Here is a 19219-nt window from a genome sequence, read left to right as displayed (position 1 = left end):
GTCGCCGTGGCCAGCGTGGTGCCGGCCTGCCAGTTTGTTTACTTAAGGTGTCTCCCGGCCCGCCCGGACGGGCTGCCGTACGCCAACTCTAGGACGAATGTCACCCCTTCGCTAGGGTTTCCCGCGCGAGGAGGTACTCAACGAGGCGCTGCGACGCGTCCGGGGGAGAGAACCCGGCAGTCTTGATTTTTGCCAGGTCCAGCACACTGTTCCGTGGTCTGGGGGCGCTGCCCGGTCCCGCGTAGGCAGCGGTGCTGACAGCGGTTACCTTGAGGGGATCCACTCCGCTCAGCCGATACACCTCCCTGGCCACCTGGGCCCACGAAACCGGCGCGCCGCTGTTGCTGATGTTGTAGGTCCCGTAGGGAGCCTGCGTATCCAGCAGATGCTTGATCCCGGCGGCCAGGTCGTCGGCGAAGGTCAGCCTGCCAAACTGGTCATCCACGACGTTCGGCGACGCTCCGCGTTCAGCCAGGGCAGCCATGGTCCGGACAAAATTCCGGCCATCGCCCACCACCCAGCTTGTCCGCACGAGGTAGTGCCGCGGCACGGTTGACGCCGCCAGGTCGCCTGCCGCCTTGCTTTGGCCGTACACCCCCAGGGGAGTCAGCGCCTCGTCCTCGCTGTGAACCTCCGCCGAGCCGTCAAAGACGTATTCGCTGGAGAGATGGACAAGCGTGAGGGAATGCTCGACGGCGGTACGCGCCAGGGCAGCCACGGCACCGGCGTTGATCAGCCAGGCAGCGGTCCGGCCTTCAGCGGTTTCGGCGGCGTCCACGGCTGTGAACGCTGCTGCGTTGATAACGGTCGAGTAATGGGGCCAATCGACCGACTCGAAGGACTCTTCCGAGGTGATGTCGAACTGGGGATGCCCAGCGAAGTCAACTGTCGCGTCGCCGTCAAAAGCCTTCCGGAGCGCCGAACCCAACTGGCCATCGGCCCCGAGTACCAAGGTGCGCTTTTTCTGCATCGGACGGACGTCCGCCAGGCGCGGATGCTTCCTGTCCTGCGGAGAGACTGTTGCCTGCTCCACGGGAATTGGCCAGGGGACGGCGACGTGCTCGTCCGCAAGGTTCAGGAAGGTGTACTCCTCCTGGGCTTCCGGGCTCCAATGATCGTTGACGAGATAGGAGTACACGGTGCGGTCTTCAAGGGTTTGGAAGGCATTGCCCACGCCGCGTGGCACGAAGATCGCGTCACCCGGAGTCAGTTCGGCCGTGAACAACACACCGAAGGTCGGTCCTTCCCGCAGGTCCACCCAAGCACCAAAGATCCGCCCTGCGGCCAACGAGACGAATTTGTCCCAGGGCTCAGCGTGTATACCGCGGGTGGTGCCGCGTTCGGTGTTAAAGGAGATGTTGTTCTGCACCGGACCGAAATCCGGGAGCCCGATGTCCATCATCTTGCGACGATGCCAGTTTTCCTTGAACCATCCGCGGCTATCGGCGTGAACCGGAAGCCGGAACAGAGTCAGTCCCGGAATGGACGTGGCCAAGGACTGCAGCCGGTGTGCCCCGTCCATCAGTGGCCTTGGCCCGCGTACTTGGACTCGGTGGCGGCTTTCTGGGGACGCCACCAGTCCTCGTTGTCCCTGTACCACTGCATGGTGTCCGACAACCCGGCGTCGAAATCCCGGTAACCCGGCATCCAGCCAAGTTCGCGGCGAAGCTTGCTGGAATCAATGGCGTAGCGCAGGTCATGGCCCGGGCGGTCATGGACGAGGTCGTAGGCGTCACGGGATTTACCCGCAATCTCCAGCAGCATCTCCACAACCTCACGGTTGGACCGTTCGCCGTCGGCACCAATCAGGTAGGTTTCACCGATCCGCCCGGCCTCAAGGATTTTCAGCACCGCCGAGGAATGGTCTGCCACGTGGATCCAGTCCCGCACGTTGCGCCCCTGACCGTAAAGCCGGGGACGAACTCCGTCCAGGATGTTGGTGATCTGACGCGGAATGAACTTTTCCACGTGCTGGTACGGGCCGTAGTTGTTGGAGCAATTACTGATGGTCGCCTGAAGTCCGAACGACCGGACCCACGCCCGGACCAACAGGTCCGAACCCGCCTTCGTGGCGGAGTACGGACTGGTGGGGCGGTAGGCGGAGCTTTCCGTGAACCTGTCCGGATCCTCCAGGGCCAGGTCCCCGTACACCTCATCCGTGGAGATGTGATGGAACCGGGTGCCGTGCTTCCTCGCCGCTTCGATGAGGGTGAAAGTACCCCCCAGGTTGGTGTCAAGGAACGGCCGTGGATCCTCCAACGAGTTGTCGTTGTGCGACTCTGCGGCAAAATGGACCACCGCATCGACCGTGGGGGTCAGGGAGTCCACCAAGGCGGCATCACAGATATCGCCTTGAACAAATTCAAAGCGGCCGGACGGCAGCCCCGAAAGCGAATCAATAGTGCCGGCGTAGGTCAGTTTGTCCAGGACAGTGACATGGAGGCGGGTGTGCACCATGATGAAGTGAACGAAATTGCATCCGATGAATCCGGCCCCGCCGGTGACAAGGATTCTCTGCATGGCCATAGCGTAACCGCAGGATACTGCAGTGCGCAGCGGGAGAGGACAGTAGATGCGCGGAATTATTCTTGCCGGTGGCACAGGTTCGCGGCTTCATCCAATTACGCTCGCCATCAGCAAGCAGTTGGTTCCCGTCTTCGACAAACCCATGATCTACTACCCGCTGTGTACTCTGATGCTTGCCGGCATCCGCGACATCCTCATCATCACCACACCTGCCGACGGCCCGCAATTCGAGAACCTCCTGGGCGACGGTTCCCAGTTCGGGATCAACCTGACATACGCCCGGCAGCCGACGCCGGATGGCCTGGCCCAGGCGTTCATCCTGGGGGAGGAACATATCGGGGCCGGCAAAGTGGCTCTGATCCTTGGAGACAACATCTTTAACGGCCCCGGAATGGGCAACCAGTTCCGCCACTACGCCGATGTCGACGGCGGCGCCATCTTCGGGTATTGGGTCAAGGACCCAAGCGCTTATGGCGTGGTGGAATTCGACGACGACGGACTGGCGGTATCCATCGAAGAGAAGCCGGCCAAACCCAAGAGCAATTACGCCGTTCCGGGGCTCTACTTTTACGACAACGACGTAGTTGCCATGGCAAAAGACCTAAGACCCTCGCCCCGCGGCGAATTGGAAATCACGGACATCAACCGCAAATACATGGAGCTCGGAAAGCTGCATGTGCAGAAATTCCCACGGGGAACCGCCTGGTTGGATACCGGAACCTTCAGCGACTTGAATGACGCGTCGAACTACGTGCGCACCACCGAGAACCGGCAGGGCCTGAAAATCGGAGCCCCGGAGGAAGTGGCCTGGCGGATGGGTTACCTGAACGACGACGGACTGCGTCAACAGGCCGCGAAGTTGGCCAAAAGCGGTTACGGAAGCTACCTTCTCGATATTCTGGATCGCCATTAGGCAATCCGCGGCAGCCCTGGCTACAACGACGAAACGTCCTCAAGGGCGCGCGATATCTCGGCGGGCAGGTCAGTCAGCGCGGCGTCCAGGAGCTCTTTGAGCTGGACGGCGTTCCTGGCGCCCACGACGGCGGTGGCAACGCCGGGCCGGGACAGCAGCCAGCTCAGGGAGACATCCAGGGGAGATCTACCCAGGCCGCGTGCGGCCATGGCCACAGCTTCAACTACCCTGGAAGCCCGCGGCTCCAGGTACGGTTCAACATACGCCGCGAGGCGGCTTTGGGCGGCACGGGAGTCCCCGGGAATTTGTCCGCGGTATTTGCCGCTCAGGACACCCCGGCCCAGCGGCGCCCACGCCATGATCCCCAGCCCGGCGTCCTCCACCGCGGGAATGAGCTCGTCCTCCGCCTTGCGCTGGACCAAGGAATATTCGGACTGGTTGGCCACCAAAGTGAAACCGGCGATGGCCGCGGCCTTCGCTGTCTGCCAACCGTTGTAGTTGGAGATGCCCACGTAACGCGCCCGCCCGGTCCGCTGCGCCAGTTCCAAAGCGGAAAGGGTCTCCTCCAAGGGCACGTTGTGGTCCCACTCCTGGGCGAACCAGATGTCGACGTAGTCAGTTCCGAGCCTGGCAAGGCTGGCGTCAAGTGCAGAGAGCATTGCGCCACGTGAAGCATCGACGCTTCGCCTGGACTCCGTGGACGACACGCCTGCCTTTGTGGACAAAACCACCTCAGACCGTGCCACGACATCACCAAGCATGGAGCCGATCATGGCCTCAGCCCGCCCCTGGCCGTAGGACGCGGCAGTGTCTATGACGGTGCCGCCTGCAGCTACGAACGCGTGAAGGACCTCGGCAGCGTCCTGCTCATCAGTTTCCTGGGCCCAGGACATGGTTCCGAGGGACAAGGAGGACACGCGAAACCCGCTGTTTCCGACATAACGCTGCTGCATAGCTGCTAGCTTACGGGCAGTTCCCAGTCTTCATGACGTAGGGTCTATTCACGTGAACTGGATAGAAGCAGCCTTGCTGGGCCTCGTGCAGGGCCTCACCGAATTCCTCCCGATCTCCTCAAGCGCGCACTTGAGGATCGTCGGATCATTCCTTCCCGGCGCCGCCGACCCGGGCGCCGCTTTCACTGCGATCACGCAGCTGGGAACCGAAACCGCCGTCATTGTGTACTTCTGGCGCGACATCGTCCGGATTGTCCGTGCCTGGTTCGGCTCCTTGAGGGGCAAAGTCGAGCGCAACGATCCCGATGCCCGCATGGGCTGGTTGGTGATCCTGGGCAGCCTGCCGATCATCATCCTTGGCCTGCTGTTCCAGGACCAGATCGAATCGGTGCTTCGCAGCATGTGGATCGTAGCCACCATGTTGATCGTCTTCGGCATGATCCTGGCCGTCGCCGACGCCACCGGGCGGCAGGAGCGGGACCTCACCCAGCTGAGCTACAAGCACGGCATCCTGTATGGCTTCGCTCAGGCAATGGCCCTGATTCCGGGCGTTTCGCGGTCCGGCGGCACCATCACTGCCGGCCTGCTCATGGGCTACACGCGTGAAGCCGCAGCCCGGTATTCCTTCCTGCTGGCCATTCCGGCCGTGTTCGGCAGCGGGCTTTACCAGCTCTACAAGACGGTCTCCCACGAGGGCCTCACCGGACCGTACGGCCTTCCGGAGACAGCCTTGGCCACAGTCATCGCCTTCGTTGTGGGCTACGTCATCATCGGCTGGTTCCTGAAATTCGTCTCGACCAGGAGCTACCGCCTCTTCGTTTGGTACCGGATCCTCCTCGGCCTGGCCTTGTATGTCCTGCTCGGTTTCGGTGTCATCAGTGCCTAGCACTAAGGTTGAGTCGTGAAATCGTGGACTTCCCGCCCTGTTCCTGAGCTGCCCGGCAGCATGCCGCAACTACGCCTGTTCGACACTGCCCTGGGCCGTGTCGTGGAGGTTGAGCGGCAACCGGAGCAATCGATGTACGTCTGCGGCATCACGCCCTACGACGCCACGCACATGGGGCACGCCTCAAGCTATGTTGCCTTCGATCTGCTGAACCGCGCCTGGCGCGATGCAGGGATCCGGGTGTCCTACGTGCAAAACGTCACGGACATCGACGACCCCCTGCTTGAGCGGGCCAATGCCACAGGCGTTGACTGGCAAGACCTGGCCCAGAGCCAGATCGAACTGTTCCACACCGACATGGACGCGCTGAACGTCCTGGCACCTGATCACTACATCGGTGCCGTTGAAGCCATCCCGGACATTGTGCCGGCCATCGAAAAACTCATAGCCGACGGCGTGGCCTACCGGGTTCCCGGCACCGACGGTGAACCCGACGGTGATGTCTATTACGACGTCGAAACGGCCGGGAAACGCTCGGACGCCACGGATGCGTGGACTTTGGGCGATGTGTCGGGGCTCGGCGAAAAGGACATGCTCGCCCTCTTCGCGGAGCGCGGCGGCGACCCGGCACGGCCCGGGAAACGCCACGCGCTCGACCCCCTGCTCTGGCGTGTGGCCCGCGAAGGTGAACCCAGTTGGCCCGGTGCAAGCCTTGGCTCCGGCCGCCCCGGTTGGCACATCGAATGTACGGTGATCGCCCAGAAATACCTTCCGGCACCCTTCACGGTCCAAGGCGGCGGCTCGGACCTGGTCTTCCCGCATCATGAGATGGGAGCCGGCCATGCTTATTCGCTGTCTGGAGTTCCCCTGGCACGGCACTACTCCCACGCGGGCATGGTGGGCCTGGACGGCGAGAAGATGAGCAAGTCCAAGGGAAACCTGGTCCTTGTGTCCAAACTTCGCGCAGCAGGCGAGGAGCCCGCAGCCATTCGCCTGGCCATCCTCGCCAACCACTACCGCTCAGACTGGTCATGGACCAATGAGGGCTTCGCCGCGGCCAAGGAACGCCTGGTGCTGTGGCGCGAGGCGCTGGACCACGCCGAGGATGGTTCGGCGGCCCCCTTGCTCGAAGCGATGCGCGCGGCAATGGCCGATGACCTCAATGCGCCCGCAGCCCTTACCGCCGTCGATCAGTGGGCCCAAGAGGCACTGCGCTCCGCCGCCGAAGGCTCGGCCACGGAGAGGGCAGTCATCGCGGATGCCGTCAACGCGTTGCTCGGCGTGGAGCTGTAACCGGACCTGCTGATGTTCAAACGCCAACGGCCCTGACATTCCTGTCAGGGCCGTTGGCGTTTACCGATAGTGGGAACGGTCAGGGACGGTCTTTGCCACGGCGCTTGAGGTAGCGCTCAAACTCGCGGGCAATGGATTCGCCGGAAGCTTCCGGGAGGTCGGCCGTGTCCTTGGCTTCCTCCAGTTGCCGCACGTACGCCGCGATCTCCGGGTCCTCAGTGGCCAGCTCGTCAACGCCGCGTTCCCACGCCTCGGACTCTTCTGCCAAGGCCTGGCTGTCCAGTGGGACCTGGAGCAGGTCTTCCACTTTGTGCAGGATCGCGAGCTGGGCTTTGGGGGAGGGGGGCTGGGCTACGTAGTGCGGCACGGCAGCCCACAGTGAAACCGTCGGCAGCCCTGCAAGCATCGCAAATTCAGCCAGGACGCCTACGATCCCCACCGGCCCCTCGTACTGGGACGCCTCCAGGTTGAGGCGCTCACGCAGCGAACTGTCCTCAGTGCTGGTGCTCACGGGAATGGGGCGGCTGTGCGGCACATCGGCCAGCAGGGCACCCACCAAAATCACGGAGTCCACCTTGAGTGCCTCGGCGTGGACCAGCAATTCCGTTGTGTACGCACGCCAACGGTAGGAAGGCTCGGTGCCCAACACGAACACCACGTCCACGTTGCTGTCCGGAACTGCCGCCTTGTAGATCCTGGTGGATGGCCACTTGACCTTCCGCGCACCCGAGGACGTGCGGCGCACAGTGGGCCGGGTGAACTGGAAGTCGTAATACTCCTCCGCGTCCACAGTGGCAACCTTCTTGCCGTCCCAGAGCTTGTTCAAGTAGTGCAGGGCGTCGCTGGCTGCCTCTCCGGCGTCGTTCCAGCCTTCGAACGCGGCGAGCATCACGGTGACACGTTGGCCTTCCGCGGGTTCCTTGAGGAAACGCTCGGGCTCCGCGGTGATGTCCTGTCCTTCGGGGGTCCCGTCCACACTGTTCATCCACTCACCCTACGTCCAAGACCCTCCGGGATGCATGGCATTTCACGCCGGTGCGTGTCCCCTCTTCGCCCACAGCGCAATGCGCGCACAGGCGCCCGCCCGGTTCCACGTAGACTTGAAGCCATGCATTCCTTACCCAGCCAGCCCCTCCTCAAAGCCGTGCTCTGGGATATGGACGGCACCCTGGTGGACACTGAGCCCTACTGGATCGCGGCTGAACGCGCCCTGGTGGAGTCCCATGGCGGCACGTGGTCGCACCAGCAGGCGATGCAGTTGGTGGGCCAGTCCCTGCTGCACTCGGCGGCCATCCTGCAGGCCGCGGGGGTCAAGCTTGAGGCCCGCCAGATCGTCGATACCCTGAGTGCCCAAGTGATCGAGCAGGTGCGCCGGAACGTTCCATGGCGGCCGGGCGCGCGGGAGCTCCTCGATGAACTCCACCAGGCCGGCGTCCGGTGCGCGCTGGTAACCATGTCCGAAGGTCCCCTGGCCGGAGTGGTAGTGGAGAGCTTGGCCAAACCGTACTTCGAGTTCATGGTCACCGGAGACACCGTCACCAACGGAAAGCCGCACCCCGAGGCCTACCTGACTGCGGTTGAAAGACTCCGCCTGGATGATCCGGCACTGACCATCCACCACTGCGTTGCGCTGGAAGATTCCGTTCCCGGTGCCACGGCCGCCATTGCTTCAGGCGTCGTGACGGTGGGCATACCCCACCAGGTGCCGCTGCCCGAAGACCCACGCATGGTCCTGTGGGACACGCTCACAGGCCGGACCGTCGAAGACGTGAGGCAACTCGTCGTCGATCGCTTCCCGGCTGGAAACGTTCTTGAAAGGGCCAACTAGGTGAGCAGTCCCACCACACCGCACCACGCCTCCGCCAAGAAAGAGGGCATCCCGCTGGGGAGGATCGCCGGCATTCCGGTCTACCTTGCGTACTCGTGGTTTGTTATTGCAGGGTTCACCGTCATTGTCTACGGGCCGGCCCTGCTGGTGCAGATGCCCCGCCTGGGCCTGGGCGCCTACTTCGTAGCATTGGGCTACGCCCTGCTGCTGGCCATCTCCGTGCTGCTTCACGAACTTGCGCATGCGCTCAGCGCCAAGGCCTTCAAATGGCCCACCGAGAAGATTGTCCTGAATCTCTGGGGCGGACACACGCAGTTTGAGAACTTCACGGCCTCGCCTGGCCGCTCAGTCGTGGTGGCCCTGGCCGGGCCTGCCTCGAACTTCGTCCTGGCAGCCGCCATGTGGGGTGTCCTCTCCGCCGATGTGCTGAGCGGCGTATCCGAAATCCTGGCCAACATCCTCATGTGGGCCAATCTCCTGATCGGCCTGTTCAACGTGCTTCCGGGTTTGCCGCTCGACGGTGGTCGTTTGGTGGAATCCGCAGTGTGGAAAGCCACCGGAAGCCAGGACAAGGGAACAATTGCTGCCGGCTGGTCCGGCCGCATCATCGTCGCGGCGCTGGTCATCTGGTTCATTGCGTTGCCACTCCTGACCGGTGCTCCGCTGGATATCAGCCTGATGCTCATCACCGTCCTGGTCTGCGGATTCCTCTGGATGGGTGCCTCCAGCTCCATCCACCACGCGAAGCTCCGCAGCCGCCTGTACCTGGTCAGCGCGGCGGGACTCGCGGATCGCGCCGTCGGTGTGCCGAACTCGGCTTCCGTGGCCGATGTCCTGGCCATCGCTCCGAACGGCATCCCCGCCGTCGTCATCTGTGGACCGGATGGTAAGCCGCAAGGCGTCGTGGACCCGGGTGCCGCCGCTTCGGTCCCGCTTGAGGCCGCTACGACGACGCCGGTCACCGCAGTGGCGCACGCCTTGGGGGCCGGGGCCTATGTCCCCGAATGGTCCAAGGGACAGGAACTCATCCAGTACTTGGCGCGCTTGGAAGGGGGCGAATACGCTGTGGTGGACCACAACGGAATCGTCACCGGACTGTTGCGCCAGCAGGCCGTGGTGACCGCCATTACAGGTAAGGAAGCCCGCCGCAGCGGTCGCCCCTGACCCCGCAACCGGTAGAGTTACATGCCAGCCGTCTTAGCAAACAACTCCGCGGCCTTTTGGCGCCCACCAGCCAGCACCACGTCGCGGCCCAGCACGTACAACAGCGAGGAACACCACATGAGCAGCGAAAACGCCGCCCCCGAGGCCAGCGCAGGCCCTGACGCGGCAGTTACCGGAACTGCCGAGCAGCCGACGGGCGCAGCGCGCCGCCGTGGCCCTTTCCGCGTGGGCGAACGGGTGCAACTCACGGACGAACGTGGCCGAATGAACACCGTGATGCTGGAAGTCGGCGGGGCGTTCCATACACACAAGGGCTTCCTGAACCACGATGAGATCATCGGCAAGATGGATGGTTCCGTGGTCACCAACAACGTCGGCCAGCAGTACCAGACGCTCAGGCCGTTGCTGTCCGACTTCGTCTTGTCCATGCCTCGCGGTGCAGCCGTTGTTTATCCGAAGGACGCTGCCCAGATCGTCACCATGGCCGACATTTTCCCGGGCGCACGCGTCGTGGAAGCCGGAGTCGGTTCCGGTGCCCTGTCCATTTCCCTGCTCCGGGCTGTCGGCGACGGCGGCTACCTGCACTCCTTCGAGCGCCGCTCGGAATTCGCCGACATCGCCCGCGGGAACGTCGAGACAATCTTCGGTGGTCCGCACCCGGCCTGGCAGATCTCGTTGGGTGACTTCCAGGAAGAGGTCGTCAAGGCCGAAGCCCCCGGATCCGTCGACCGCGTCGTGCTCGACATGCTGGCTCCCTGGGAGTGCGTGGACGCCGTGGCTACCGTGCTGGCGCCTGGCGGCGTGTGGATCAACTATGTAGCGACGGTCACCCAGCTGTCCCGCACTGCCGAAGCCATCCGCGCTGACGGGCGTTTCACCGAGCCGGATGCCTGGGAGTCGATGGTACGTGGCTGGCACCTTGAGGGCCTGGCTGTCCGGCCGGATCACCGCATGGTGGCGCACACCGGCTTCCTGCTGGTCACCCGCCGCCTCGCCGAAGGCGTCACCGGAATCTCGGTAAAGCGCCGCCCTTCCAAGACCGAATTCAGCGAAGAAGACCTGAACGCCTGGACGCCCGGCGCGGTAGGGGAGCGGGCAGTTTCGGACAAGAAACTCCGGCGCGCCGCACGTGATGCCATCGCCGGAACCAACGTCCAGGATGACCCCACGGTCACAAACTGACAAAGGTCACAATAGGGTCCGCATTCCGAATGTCACCCAGCACCCTGAGCTTTTCGGGACTAAGGTCTTGTTAAGCGCAGGAAGGGGCTGATGATTCGTGGACACGTCAAACAACGACCTTGGACGGCAGACGCCGGAAGAAGGACACGCCGCACCGGAAGAGGCAGCAAGCCGGGGGCTGGCCCCCGCGCAACCGTCGGAGGCCTCGAGTGAACTGACTGTTGCCGAGCGGCAGATCAACATCCTCCGGGACAAGCTCCGCCACATCGACCGCCAGCTGGCCGCCGCTACGCAGAACAACGGCAAGCTCGTCAGCATGCTGGAAGCAGCGAAGTCCGAGATCCTGCGCTTGAAGGGTGCTTTGGAGCAGGAGGGGCAGCCGCCCTACAGCTTTGGGACCGTGGTGCAGGTCAACCCCCGGAAGCAACCCTCGGCCGGGAGCTCAGGCCAGGCCGCAACCGAAGAGTCGGTAGATATCTTCAACGCCGGCCGCAAGATGCGCGTGGGTGTCAGTCCCTTGGTCAACATCAACCAGCTTGCCGTCGGACAGGAAGTCCTGCTCAACGAGGCACTTCTGGTGGTTGCTGGGCTCGGTTACGAGCGCGCCGGCGAACTGGTCACGCTGAAGGAGATGCTCGGCAAGGACCGGGCGCTGGTGGTGGGCCGGGCGGATGAGGAACGCGTTGTGCGGCTTTCTGGAGCCCTGCAGAACATCCACCTGAAGGTGGGCGATGCGTTGTCACTGGATTCACGCACGGGCTACGCCCTGGAAAAGGTCCCGCGCGCCGAGGTGGAAAACCTTGTCCTCGAAGAAGTACCTGACATCACTTACCAGGACATCGGCGGCCTCGGCCCGCAGATTGAACAGATCCGCGACGCCGTCGAACTGCCGTTCCTGCACCCGGACCTTTACCGTGAGCACGGACTCAAGGCTCCGAAGGGCATCCTGCTGTACGGCCCTCCGGGCTGCGGCAAGACGCTGATCGCCAAAGCCGTGGCCAATTCGCTGGCGGCCCGCGCCGCCGAGCGCGCCGGCAACACGGAGGTCAAGAGCTACTTCCTCAATATCAAGGGCCCGGAGCTGCTCGACAAATACGTGGGTGAAACGGAACGCCACATCCGCCTGATCTTTTCGCGTGCCCGTGAGAAGGCTTCCGATGGCAGCCCGGTGGTGGTCTTCTTCGATGAAATGGATTCGCTGTTCCGTACCCGCGGCACCGGCGTGTCGTCCGACGTCGAAACGACCATCGTTCCGCAGTTGCTCAGCGAGATCGACGGCGTGGAACGGCTCGATAACGTGATCGTCATCGGTGCTTCAAACCGTGAGGACATGATCGATCCCGCGATCCTTCGCCCGGGTCGGCTCGATGTCAAGGTCAAGATCCAGCGGCCCGATGCCGAGGCTGCAGCGGACATTTTCGGGAAGTACATCACCACGGACTTGCCCTTCCACGCCCAGGACCTCGCTGAGTACGGAGGAGACGTGCAAGCCACGGTGGACGCCATGGTCCAGCGAACGGTGGAGGCCATGTATTCGACGGAGAAGTCCAACGAATACCTCGAAGTCACCTATGCCAACGGCGATACGGAGATGCTGTACTTCAAGGACTTCAACTCCGGCGCAGTGGTCCAGAACGTGGTGGACCGCGCCAAGAAGTACGCCATCAAGGACCTCCTGACGAACCACCAAAAAGGCCTGCGCATCGAGCACCTGCTGCGGGCCGTGGTGGACGAGTTCCGTGAGCACGAGGACATGCCGAACACCACCAACCCGGACGACTGGGCCAGGATATCGGGCAAGAAGGGCGAACGGATCACCTACATCCGCACGATCGTGCAGGGTAAGGCCGGGCAGGAGCCGGGCAAGTCGATCGAGACTACCGCCAACACGGGCCAGTACCTGTGACAGCAAGAGTCGAAGGAACACCGTCCACGCAGTTGCCCGAAGGTGGCGCAATGCGCGTCATGGGCTCGGAAACCGAATACGGGATCCACGCCCCGTCGGCCCCGGGCGCGAACGCGACCATGATGTCTGCCAGGATCATCCAGGCTTATGCCACGGTGACCCGCCAACGCGCTGCCGGCGGTGCGGAGACCCGCTGGGATTACACCGACGAGGAACCCTTGCATGACGCACGCGGGTGGACCCTGGACCGGGCGGCCGCGGACCCCAGCCAGTTGACGGACCAGCCGCCGGTGCTCGACGCCGAGGCCGTGGCCTTGGCTTACGGCCGCCAGGAGTTGGAGCTGGACGGCGCGGACGAGTCTGGCTCCCTGCTGATGAACATGGTCCTGGGAAATGGTGCGCGCCTCTACGTGGACCACGCCCATCCCGAATACTCGAGCCCGGAGGTCACCAACCCCCGTGACGCCGTTGCGTGGGACGCCGCCGGGGACCTCGTCGCCCTGGCCACGGTCCGGAAGGTCGCGGCTGATACCAGCCTTCCTCCCATCAACCTGTACAAAAACAACACCGACAACAAATCCGTCTCCTACGGATCCCATGAGAATTACCTCATGCCCCGTTCGGTGCCCTTCGGTGACATCATCCGGGGACTGACCCCGTTCTTTGTTTCCCGCCAGGCAATATGCGGCGCGGGACGGGTCGGCCTTGGCCAGGACAGTTCGACGCCCGGGTACCAGATCAGCCAACGTGCCGACTTCTTCGAGGCGGAGGTGGGGCTGGAAACCACTATCCGCCGGCCCATCATCAACACCCGGGACGAGCCCCACGCCACCGCGGACAAGTACCGGCGACTCCATGTGATCATTGGGGACGCGAACCTCAGCCAGGCGTCCAACTACCTCAAATTCGGTACTACGGCCATGGTTCTGAGCCTCATCGAGGCCGGGCAGGCTCCAAGGATCGAAGTCCATGAGCCAGTCCAGGCCCTTCAGGCCGTCAGCCATGACACCACGCTTACGGCCACCGTGCGACTCGTCGACGGACGCAGGGTGACAGCCCTCGACCTCCAATGGATGTACTACGAAGCAGCGTCGAAACTGGCACAGGAAACAGGGGTGTCGGATTCGGTCACGGGCGACGGACACACCCACGGCGTGTTGTCCCAGTGGGAGTCCACGCTCACCACGCTCGGGACTGACCTCGACGCCGCGGCTTCCTCCGTGGAATGGGTGGCCAAGAAATCACTGCTGGAGGGGTACCGCAACCGGGACGGACTCGCCTGGGACGACGCCCGGCTGGGACTGGTGGACCTGCAGTGGGCTGATATCAGGCCGGAGAAAGGCCTCTATTACCGGCTGCTGTCCAGGAACCGCATGACGCGCATCGTCGACGACGGCGACATCGCCCGGGCGGTGAGCGAACCGCCGTCGGACACAAGGGCCTACTTCCGCGGCCGCTGCGTCACCAAGTACGGCAAGGACGTCGTCGGTGCCAGTTGGGACTCGGTGATTTTCGACGTTCCCGGGCTCGGGAAGCTCCAACGGGTGCCCACCCGGGAGCCTTTGAGGGGGACCCGTTCCCTGACCGGAGCACTGTTCGACCGCCATCAGGAGGCCGGCCCTTTCCTTGCCGAATTGATGGGGCAGAGCTTGCCCCCGGCAAAGGCCTAATGCGGTTCGCCACAGGCGAATCAGCGGCCGGTCAAAGCCGTACGCAACAGCCCACAGCGTGGCAATATTGCAGTAGGAAGTCTCCGCCCCCGGAGACTGACAGTAGGGAGAAGAAAATGGCAGCTCAGGAGCAGCAACAACCACAGTCGCGGGAAACCGAGACTGAAGTGGACGTCCCGGAGGCGCCGCCGGCAGCACCCGAAGCGAAGGCCTCGGAGGCGACGCAGGGCGTGGATGACCTCCTGGACGAAATCGACGGCGTGTTGGAATCCAACGCCGAGGAATTCGTCAGGGCGTTCGTTCAAAAGGGTGGCCAGTAACCGGAGCCCCCACAGGTTGTACGGCCCGGCCGCGTGAGGCCGCCGGGCATCGGAACGCAGAGTCGAAGGAGTGCAGCAATGCAGGACCCATCAACCGGCCCCCTGGCCAACCAGGCAACGTCTTCCTTTACGGAGCATCTCCAACGATCCCGTCCCGAGCTCCTGCCGTTCAATCAGTTGTTACCCGCAGGCACCGTGCCGTCGTCCCCACATGCCACCACAATCGTCGCGCTGACATATGCCGGCGGGGTGCTGATGGCCGGTGACCGCAGGGCCACCATGGGCAACGTCATTGCCAGCAGGCACATCGAGAAGGTGTTCCCGGCCGACCAGTACTCTGTCCTTGGTATCGCCGGGACGGCAGGCCTGGCCATCGATATCACGCGCCTGTTCCAGGTTGAACTGGAACACTACGAGAAGATCGAGGGAACACTGCTCAGCCTCGTGGGCAAGGCCAACCGCCTCGGGGCCATGATCCGCGGAAACCTGCCCATGGCCATGCAGGGGATGGCCGTCATCCCACTCTTCGCCGGATTCGACCATTCATCCGGAGTCGGCCGCCTGTTCTCCTACGACGTCACCGGGGGCCGCTATGAAGAGCAGGAACATCACTCCGTGGGTTCCGGATCCGTGTTCGCCCGCGGCGCCCTGAAGAAGCTCTGGAAGCCGAACCTCCCGGAGGAGGCTGCCGTCGCCGTGGCTGTCGAGGCCCTTTACGACGCCGCCGACGACGACTCCGCCACAGGCGGGCCGGACCCTGTCCGGCAACTCTGGCCGGTGGTGTACACGGTTAATCGCGCTGGTCACCGACGGGTTCCCGAAAGGGACCTGGCGGCCATCGCCGGGGCCATTGTTGAGTCGCGGGCCATCGCCGGACGGGAGGCCTGAGATGACGCAGCAGTTCTATGTATCGCCCGAGCAACTGATGAAGGACCGTGCGGACTTCGCACGGAAAGGCATCGCACGTGGCCGTTCCGTTGTGGTCATCAGTTGCGCGGATGGCATCGCCTTGATAGCCGAAAACCCGTCACCCTCCCTGCACAAGATCGGCGAGATCTATGACAAGATCGCCTTCGCCGCAGTGGGAAAGTACAACGAATTCGAAAGCCTTCGACAGGCCGGCGTCAGGTACGCTGACGTCCGCGGCTACTCGTACGATCGCGAAGACGTGACTGCCCGCGGACTGGCGAGCGTCTACGCCCAGAGCCTGGGTGCCGTGTTCACCGCCGAACAGAAGCCGTTCGAGGTAGAACTGGCCGTAGCCGAGGTTGGCCCCACCCGGGAGCAGGATCACCTCTACCGGCTCACTTTTGACGGATCGATAGCCGACGAGAATGGTTTTGTGGTCATGGGCGGCCTGGCTGACCAAATTTCCGACGTCGTCCGTGAGGCTTGGGAGCCGGAAATTACCCTGGCCGGGGCCATGCGTTTGGCATTGCGCGCCTTGGCGACAGACAAGGAAGCGGATGAACTGCCCGCCACCGCCGTCGAGGCAGCAGTCCTGTACCGCGCCTCCGAAAGCCACCGTGGATCGCGCAGGGCTTTCCGGCGGTTGCTGCCCGAGGATATGACCCGGTTGCTCACAGAGGAGACCTGAGATGGACAAGCGAATATTTGGCATTGAAACGGAGTTTGGAATCTCCTATTCCAGCCCGGATTCGCGCCCGCTGGCACCGGAGGAAGTCGCACGGTACCTCTTCCGCAAGGTGGTCAGCTGGGGCAGGTCGTCGAACGTGTTCCTGACCAACGGCTCCCGCCTGTACTTGGACGTTGGTTCGCACCCTGAATATGCCACGGCTGAATGCGACGACCTCGCCCAGCTCATCGCCCATGACAGGGCCGGCGAACTTATCCTGGACGACCTCGTGGACGAAGCCCAGGCGAGGCTTGCGGCGGAGGGTTTCAACGGAACGGTTTATCTCTTCAAGAACAACACCGATTCCGCAGGCAACTCCTACGGCAGCCACGAAAACTACCTCATCCCGAGGCGGGGGGAGTTCTCCCGCCTCGCTGAGATCCTCATTCCCTTCCTGGTGACCCGGCAGTTGATCGCCGGTGCGGGCAAGGTCCTGAAGACCCCGCACGGCGCCACGTTCGCGTTCTCCCAGCGCGCCGATCACATCTGGGAAGGCGTGTCGTCGGCCACCACCCGTTCGCGTCCCATCATTAACACCCGTGATGAGCCGCACGCCGATGCCGAGTTCTACCGCCGCCTTCACGTGATCGTGGGCGACTCCAACATGTCCGAGACCACCGCGCTGCTCAAAGTCGGAACCGTCGACCTCATCCTGCGCATGATCGAGGCCGGCGTCATTATGCGTGACATGCGGATGGAGAACCCCATCCGCAGCATCAGGGAAATTTCCCATGACCTGACCGGGCGCGCACTGGTACGGCTTGCCAATGGCCGGCAACTGACGGCGCTGGACATCCAGCGGGAGTACCTGGCAAAGGTCACCGACTTCGTGGCCAGCAACGGGGCGCACAACGCCCATGTACCGCTCATCCTTGATCTGTGGAAGCGAACCCTGGATGCCATCGAAAGCGGCGATACCAGCACCATCGACACCGAAGTTGACTGGGCCATCAAGAAGAAGCTCATGGACGGCTACATGCGCCGGCATAACCTCGGCCTGGACTCGCCCCGCATCGCCCAACTCGACCTCACCTATCACGATATCTCCCGGCAGCGCGGCATCTTCTTCCTGCTGCAGGCCCGTGGAGCAGCCCGCCGCCTCGTGACCGAGACGGACGTGAAGGACGCCGTGGACGCGCCGCCCCAGACCACCCGCGCCAAGTTGCGTGGGGACTTCGTCCGGAGGGCTCAGGAGCTTGGCCGTGACTACACGGTGGACTGGGTGCACTTGAAGCTTAATGACCGCGCGCACCAGACGATCCTGTGCAAGGACCCGTTCCGCAGTGTCGACGAGCGGGTGGACGCCCTCCTGGACTCTATGAGCTGACTCCCAGCTTCACGGGCTATCCTGAGTAGTGGTCTCCTCTAGAGGGGCCACCTGCTTGGATGCGCAGTGCGTCATTCCAAGTCTCCCTTGCCCCGACGAAAGTGTCTTTTTTGTGCGCCGACTCCTAGCAATTCTCCTTCCTGCCCTGCTGCTGATGACCGCGTGCGGAGGAGGAACAACCCCGGCCAGTGAGCCCACCAGCCAGTCGACGGGAGACCTCTCCAAGCTCGACTCCCTCAAAGTGACGGACAACGGCGACAAGAAGACGCCGGGCGTTGAGTTCGCCAAGCCGCTCACGGTCGCCGAGCCCACCGTGAAATTGGTCAGTGCCGGCACGGGTGACGCTGTCAAGGCCGGACAGACGGTACAACTCACCTATGTCGTGATGGATGGCAATGACGGCTCTTCGCTGGAGGACACCTACGCCAGCGATCCCGAAAAGCTGGACATCAACGATCAGTTGAAGTCTTCCAACGCCGCCATGTACAACGCCATCGTCGGCGCCAAGGTGGGAAGCTACATTGCCATCGCCGCTCCGGGCAACGCGACGGCGTCACCTGCAACTTCTGCCAAGCTGATCGTTTTCAAGGTGGTCGGAGCCCAGGACGCGGCACCTGTTCTGGACAAGCCTGAGGGCGAGACCGTGACGCCGCCGGCAGGGCTGCCCACCGTGAAGGAAGACGACAAGGGCATTCCGCAGATTTCCGTGGACGGGGTTGCCGCTCCGAAGGAACTCATCTCCCAGGACCTGATCAAGGGCAGCGGTGCTGAAGTCAAAGCCACTGACACACTCACGGTGAACTACGTAGGCGTCACCCTCGTCGGCGGAACCAAGTTCGATTCCAGCTACGACCGCGGACAGTCCACCAGTTTCCCCCTCAGCGGCGTCATCAAGGGCTGGACCCAGGGCCTTACCGGCAAGACCGTAGGCTCCCGCGTCCTGCTGGTCATTCCGCAGGACCTGGCCTACGGCGCTGCCGGCCAGGGCGAAGCCAAGGGCGACCTCGTCTTCGTCGTAGACATCCTCGGCGTCAAGTAATCACCGACGCACGTCGACATCCCTGCCGGGTGCTGGCTTAGGCTGGTATCCGACAACCATTCGTCCATCCTGCAAAAGGAGCAACCATGTCATTTGGTCAGCGTGACTTCGACCGCACCAAGCCTGAAATCGACTTCCCGGAAGGTGACGTCCCCACGGACCTCGTCGTCACGGACCTCATTGAGGGCACGGGCGCGGAGGCAAAAGCCGGAGACACCGTCTCCACCCACTACGTTGGTGTCGCCTGGTCCACGGGCGAAGAGTTTGACGCTTCCTGGGGCCGCGGCGCTCCGCTCGACTTCCGTGTCGGCGTCGGCCAGGTCATCCAGGGCTGGGACCAGGGCCTCCTGGGCATGAAAGTTGGCGGCCGCCGTCGACTGGAGATCCCGTCGGAGCTGGCTTACGGCTCCCGTGGTGCCGGCGGAGCGATCAAGCCCAACGAAGCACTGATCTTCGTGGTTGACCTCGTCGCTGTCCGCTAGGACCCGCGTTCCGCGCAAGGCGCGTTGCCCTCCGGTTTTACCGGTCGGTGACGCGCCTTGCTGCTTTCCCGCCGGACTTTAGTAACGTAGCAAC

At 63.4% G+C, this 19219-nt stretch carries 18 protein-coding genes; 14 read left to right on the top strand and 4 right to left on the bottom strand.

Annotation, left to right across the window (positions count from 1 at the left end):
- Positions 1 to 100: 100 nt before the first annotated feature.
- Together ABHM97_RS06870 and rfbB are read right to left on the bottom strand one after the other, a co-directional pair.
- Positions 101 to 1522, bottom strand: coding sequence for a sugar nucleotide-binding protein (locus tag ABHM97_RS06870; RefSeq protein WP_349470067.1), 1422 nt, complete (start codon positions 1520 to 1522; stop codon positions 101 to 103).
- On the bottom strand, positions 1522 to 2520 hold the full coding sequence (gene rfbB / locus ABHM97_RS06865) for a dTDP-glucose 4,6-dehydratase (RefSeq protein ID WP_349470066.1): 999 nt from the start codon (positions 2518 to 2520) through the stop codon (positions 1522 to 1524). Before rfbB ends, ABHM97_RS06870 begins: the two co-directional genes overlap by 1 nt.
- A 52-nt stretch (positions 2521 to 2572) precedes the next feature.
- Here rfbB and rfbA point away from each other — a divergent pair, with 52 nt between their 5' ends.
- Positions 2573 to 3439, top strand: a complete 867-nt coding sequence (rfbA, locus tag ABHM97_RS06860) for a glucose-1-phosphate thymidylyltransferase RfbA (RefSeq protein ID WP_257368080.1) — start codon at positions 2573 to 2575, stop codon at positions 3437 to 3439.
- 20 nt (positions 3440 to 3459) lie between these two features.
- Here the strand turns inward: rfbA and ABHM97_RS06855 are convergent, their stop codons facing one another.
- Complete coding sequence (locus ABHM97_RS06855) at positions 3460 to 4392, bottom strand: aldo/keto reductase (protein ID WP_349470065.1); 933 nt, start codon at positions 4390 to 4392, stop codon at positions 3460 to 3462.
- A gap of 52 nt (positions 4393 to 4444) precedes the next feature.
- Here ABHM97_RS06855 and ABHM97_RS06850 point away from each other — a divergent pair, with 52 nt between their 5' ends.
- Both ABHM97_RS06850 and mshC read left to right on the top strand, forming a co-directional pair.
- Positions 4445 to 5278, top strand: coding sequence for an undecaprenyl-diphosphate phosphatase (locus ABHM97_RS06850; protein ID WP_235522015.1), 834 nt, complete (start codon positions 4445 to 4447; stop codon positions 5276 to 5278).
- Positions 5279 to 5293: 15 nt separating this feature from the next.
- Positions 5294 to 6571, top strand: coding sequence for a cysteine--1-D-myo-inosityl 2-amino-2-deoxy-alpha-D-glucopyranoside ligase (mshC, locus tag ABHM97_RS06845; RefSeq protein ID WP_349470063.1), 1278 nt, complete (start codon positions 5294 to 5296; stop codon positions 6569 to 6571).
- Positions 6572 to 6650: 79 nt separating this feature from the next.
- On the opposite strand, the gene ABHM97_RS06840 is transcribed toward mshC, so the two are convergent.
- Positions 6651 to 7556, bottom strand: a complete 906-nt coding sequence (locus ABHM97_RS06840; protein WP_211712391.1) for a PAC2 family protein — start codon at positions 7554 to 7556, stop codon at positions 6651 to 6653.
- Positions 7557 to 7586: 30 nt separating this feature from the next.
- On the opposite strand from ABHM97_RS06840, the gene ABHM97_RS06835 reads away from it, so the two are divergent.
- The 11 genes from ABHM97_RS06835 (at position 7587) to ABHM97_RS06785 (ending at position 19125) form a co-directional block, all read left to right on the top strand.
- Positions 7587 to 8399 (top strand): HAD family hydrolase, encoded by an 813-nt coding sequence (locus ABHM97_RS06835; RefSeq protein ID WP_349470062.1) that lies wholly within the window; start codon positions 7587 to 7589, stop codon positions 8397 to 8399.
- Positions 8400 to 9563: a site-2 protease family protein gene (locus ABHM97_RS06830; RefSeq protein ID WP_349470061.1), complete on the top strand. Its 1164-nt coding sequence runs from the start codon at positions 8400 to 8402 to the stop codon at positions 9561 to 9563.
- A 117-nt stretch (positions 9564 to 9680) separates the two neighbouring features.
- Entirely contained in the window at positions 9681 to 10745 is a 1065-nt protein-coding gene (locus ABHM97_RS06825) for a tRNA (adenine-N1)-methyltransferase (RefSeq protein ID WP_349470060.1), read from the top strand.
- 97 nt (positions 10746 to 10842) lie between these two features.
- Complete coding sequence (gene arc, locus ABHM97_RS06820) at positions 10843 to 12651, top strand: proteasome ATPase (protein ID WP_235522021.1); 1809 nt, start codon at positions 10843 to 10845, stop codon at positions 12649 to 12651.
- Positions 12652 to 12701: 50 nt separating this feature from the next.
- Positions 12702 to 14321 (top strand): depupylase/deamidase Dop, encoded by a 1620-nt coding sequence (gene dop, locus ABHM97_RS06815; RefSeq protein ID WP_349470227.1) that lies wholly within the window; start codon positions 12702 to 12704, stop codon positions 14319 to 14321.
- Positions 14322 to 14437: 116 nt separating this feature from the next.
- The gene (locus ABHM97_RS06810) at positions 14438 to 14641 is read left to right on the top strand and encodes a ubiquitin-like protein Pup (protein WP_211712386.1); all 204 of its coding nucleotides are present in this window, start codon (positions 14438 to 14440) and stop codon (positions 14639 to 14641) included.
- A gap of 78 nt (positions 14642 to 14719) precedes the next feature.
- Positions 14720 to 15529 carry a proteasome subunit beta gene (gene prcB / locus ABHM97_RS06805; protein ID WP_349470059.1) on the top strand — a complete coding sequence of 270 codons (810 nt, stop codon included), beginning with the start codon at positions 14720 to 14722 and terminating at the stop codon, positions 15527 to 15529.
- Position 15530: 1 nt separating this feature from the next.
- Positions 15531 to 16238, top strand: coding sequence for a proteasome subunit alpha (prcA, locus tag ABHM97_RS06800; protein WP_349470058.1), 708 nt, complete (start codon positions 15531 to 15533; stop codon positions 16236 to 16238).
- Position 16239: 1 nt separating this feature from the next.
- The gene (gene pafA, locus ABHM97_RS06795) at positions 16240 to 17604 is read left to right on the top strand and encodes a Pup--protein ligase (protein ID WP_349470057.1); all 1365 of its coding nucleotides are present in this window, start codon (positions 16240 to 16242) and stop codon (positions 17602 to 17604) included.
- A 112-nt stretch (positions 17605 to 17716) separates the two neighbouring features.
- A complete protein-coding gene (locus ABHM97_RS06790; RefSeq protein WP_235522026.1) occupies positions 17717 to 18643 on the top strand; it encodes an FKBP-type peptidyl-prolyl cis-trans isomerase in 927 nt (308 codons plus the stop codon).
- Between the two features lie 86 nt (positions 18644 to 18729).
- Positions 18730 to 19125, top strand: coding sequence for an FKBP-type peptidyl-prolyl cis-trans isomerase (locus ABHM97_RS06785; RefSeq protein ID WP_349470056.1), 396 nt, complete (start codon positions 18730 to 18732; stop codon positions 19123 to 19125).
- Positions 19126 to 19219 lie beyond the last annotated feature (94 nt).

Origin of the sequence: Paenarthrobacter sp. CAP02 (assembly GCF_040137855.1) — a bacterium.
Classification (GTDB): domain Bacteria; phylum Actinomycetota; class Actinomycetes; order Actinomycetales; family Micrococcaceae; genus Arthrobacter.
This window is presented reverse-complemented; position numbering and strand designations above follow the sequence as displayed.